General features: G+C 37.2%; 2 protein-coding genes. Both read left to right on the plus strand.

Going from position 1 to position 2936, the window contains the following annotated elements:
• Positions 1–593 precede the first annotated feature (593 nt).
• The gene (locus DQX05_RS29970) at positions 594–1664 is read left to right on the plus strand and encodes a hypothetical protein (protein WP_119796874.1); all 1071 of its coding nucleotides are present in this window, start codon (positions 594–596) and stop codon (positions 1662–1664) included.
• A 143-nt stretch (positions 1665–1807) separates the two neighbouring features.
• Positions 1808–2230 (plus strand): YrvL family regulatory protein, encoded by a 423-nt coding sequence (locus DQX05_RS29975; RefSeq protein WP_119796875.1) that lies wholly within the window; start codon positions 1808–1810, stop codon positions 2228–2230.
• Positions 2231–2936 lie beyond the last annotated feature (706 nt).

Consider the following 2936-nt stretch of genomic DNA (forward strand, 5'->3'; position numbering starts at 1 on the left):
ATGGAGCCATTAACAACTTTACGATCATGGGGGAATAATGTCGGTAATCAACAAGACCGAGCGATGTTATCGCAGCCTGTACGAAGGTGGAACGAGAAATGATATATTGGCTCTTTGTCCTGCTTTTCTATCTTACAGTAAGATCCGCCAGGAAGAAGCCAACTTTAGGGAGTTGGCTTCTTCATTTATTAGCCGTAGTCATATAATTTAGAGGTGAAAAATGAAAAGTAATAAAGTAATCATGGAAGAAATAATTCCCGTCGTTATTGTAAATGTGTTGCTGCTTATTGTCCTGATTACTGTTATTCAGCAAAGTTAGATAACGCTCTGCAAGTTTACGATCTATCATGCAATTTTGGTGCACGGCTGCAATTTAGCAACTGGATAGTTATCTCATGCTGCCAGCGGCTACTTCCTGTGCAGGATTCAAGTTTTTCAGGCAAAGCACCAGGGTGCCTTTTATTGATAATCAAGGCGTTATTTCATCTTCTTATTTGCAAATGCAAGCGAAGAATAGAATTGAAATAAACATGCCCATAGTATGGGATAGATGATTTTTCCAGGTTAATTCCTTAAAGAGGGGGACATCAATCGTGAGGATAGTTTATTCTCTGTTAACAATCTCACTGTTTATTGTTTTTTGCGGATGTACAGGAATTGAAACTTCTGAAAAACAGAATGTACATAACCTATCCAAAGAAACCCAACAAAACAATCAAATTATTACTGAATTCGATAAAGGAAGCATTGGGATAAAAACGGGAAATACGAATGTTGCACAACAAGATATTTATAAAAATAAGGTCGTTTGGTCCGGAGGTAATCATAACGAATTAAATAAAGGCTCAATTCATTTATTACACGGTATTTATCTGTACGACATTGAGGATAAATCAATAAAGAAAATTGCAACTTCTCAACAACGTGGCCAGACCGATGAAACCCAAGTAAATAATGAGTGGATATGTTGGTCAGATTGGAATGACCCGCTTGGCAAGGACTGGGTTATTTATGCATACTCCTTTTCAAGCGGGAAAATAATAAAAATAGATGCAGCTCAAAATCACTTGTCCGGAGAAAGTTCTGAACTGCCACGCTTATCACTTTCTAACAATGGTTATCTGGTATGGACTAGTAATGAGTTGAATGAGCACCGTCATAACTTAAAAGGAATTTACCTTTCTTCAGTGGGTAAAGAGAAGATTTCAAGAATAGCAACAACAGACTATCCCAAAGCTCTTCCTTTTGTAACCGATAATTATGTGATATGGAATAATGAAAAGGAAATCAAACTTTACTCAATAAATGAAAATAAAGTCGTGAAAAGTATTGTTACTGCCACTCCAGCAAATTATCCGAAGGCAAATAATCAATATGTAACTTGGCAAGAAGGAAATCGCTTATTTATTCAAGATATCGATAAGGAGAGTAATAAATTAATTTTCCAAGGGGAAATATTTTTTTATGGCATTGGTAAGAACCACGTTGTATGGCAAAATAAATCCGATATTTTCAGCTATAACATCAATAATAAAGTGATAATGAAATTAAATCATACAAAAGCAATGTTGCCATACATCCGCAATGATGATGTGGTTTGGCAAGAACAATCAAATGATGAAATAAACTTGAAAGTCGTCACGCTAACAGATAACACTAAGTAGAAATAAAGGATGGATGAAGGTATTAAGTGTGCCTTGACATCTAGTACTAGCATCCCTCTACAGAACGGGCATTCTTAGTCAAGCTGTGTTAACTATTTGGTTGCAACTGCATAAAACAAAATTCAAATAGAAATCAGGTAGTCATGGAAAAAATAATTCCCATCGTTATTGTAAGCGTGTTGCTGATTATTATACTGATTGGAATAATTGGTTTTTTCCTCTTTTTTAATATTGGCCTTTTCGAAATATTAGGGGTCGAATACGAATCATGGACATCGATATTCATATTTTTTGGTTTGTCATTTGCTGCAGATGCTGTTGTCAATATTGCTGTGACCTTTTGTAAGTTTCGGTATTACCATAGTACCGGGCGTACCGTTAAGAAGCGGCATGCCTTCATTTTAAGAATTTTACTCGATTTTGCTGCTATTCATACGATTGATGAAATGATGACCTCGGTTCATTTCTCATTTCTTTCTAAGATTGGATTTGTTCTCGTCATTTCTCTGATTGATGCTTCTATTTCTTCGGCCAAACGTCGGGTCGAGAAGGCAAGGGATGAATAAGGTGTATCAATCCACTCTTGAAATCAAATGACCACCCTCCTCATGAACTCCTACGCAAAGTGCTACTTAATATTCCTTAGCTGAAGGGGGTAAGCAAAGATACTCTTCGAAACAGGTCTGTTGAGTACTAAATGGCAGAAAAAAAGCCGCCAACTCGGTAAAAGATTTGTACTCCACAAAGAAAGCAAAAGATTGCATGAACAAGTCGACCATGCTCTTATCGATCTTTCCAATCCATCTCAACTCCAGAAGAAGTCATAACTGTTATTCAGCAAGTTAATTACGAAAATAACTCTCGTAAGTTTACGATCTATCAGGTTTCTGTTTTGGGCTCCTTATCTTCCTAATCAATGATAAGTTAGAACATTCCTTAAAAATTGGTACTCTCCCCGATGCTGTTCTGGACGTATTTCGGACAACACTGGAAGAGTTCGGCGAGAAAGAGGATAAAAATACAAGTTTCCCAGGAAGATATCATTATTGGAAATAGCTTAAGGAGGGGCCTCCCTCCTTTTTTATCATTCGTGGATAGGAGATGTGGATAACATGAGAAGGAAACGTAAAATGTTTTGGCTTTGTGCTGTGTCCAAGGAGGATCAGGTTGTCTCGCAAATCTACCAATATGAAATCGGGAAACAGAAAGTAGAGTTAGCCGGGGAAGTTCCGTATACGTCACAATATCCGCTTGGAGCCTATGATGCAGGCA

Source organism: Paenibacillus thiaminolyticus, assembly GCF_003591545.1.
Classification (GTDB): Bacteria; Bacillota; Bacilli; order Paenibacillales; family Paenibacillaceae; genus Paenibacillus_B; species Paenibacillus_B thiaminolyticus_A.

Excerpts from the sequence above, each read along its gene's own strand:
- DQX05_RS29975 (WP_119796875.1), top strand. The coding sequence starts at position 1,808 with ATGGAAAAAATAATTCCCATCGTTATTGTAAGCGTGTTGCTGATTATT.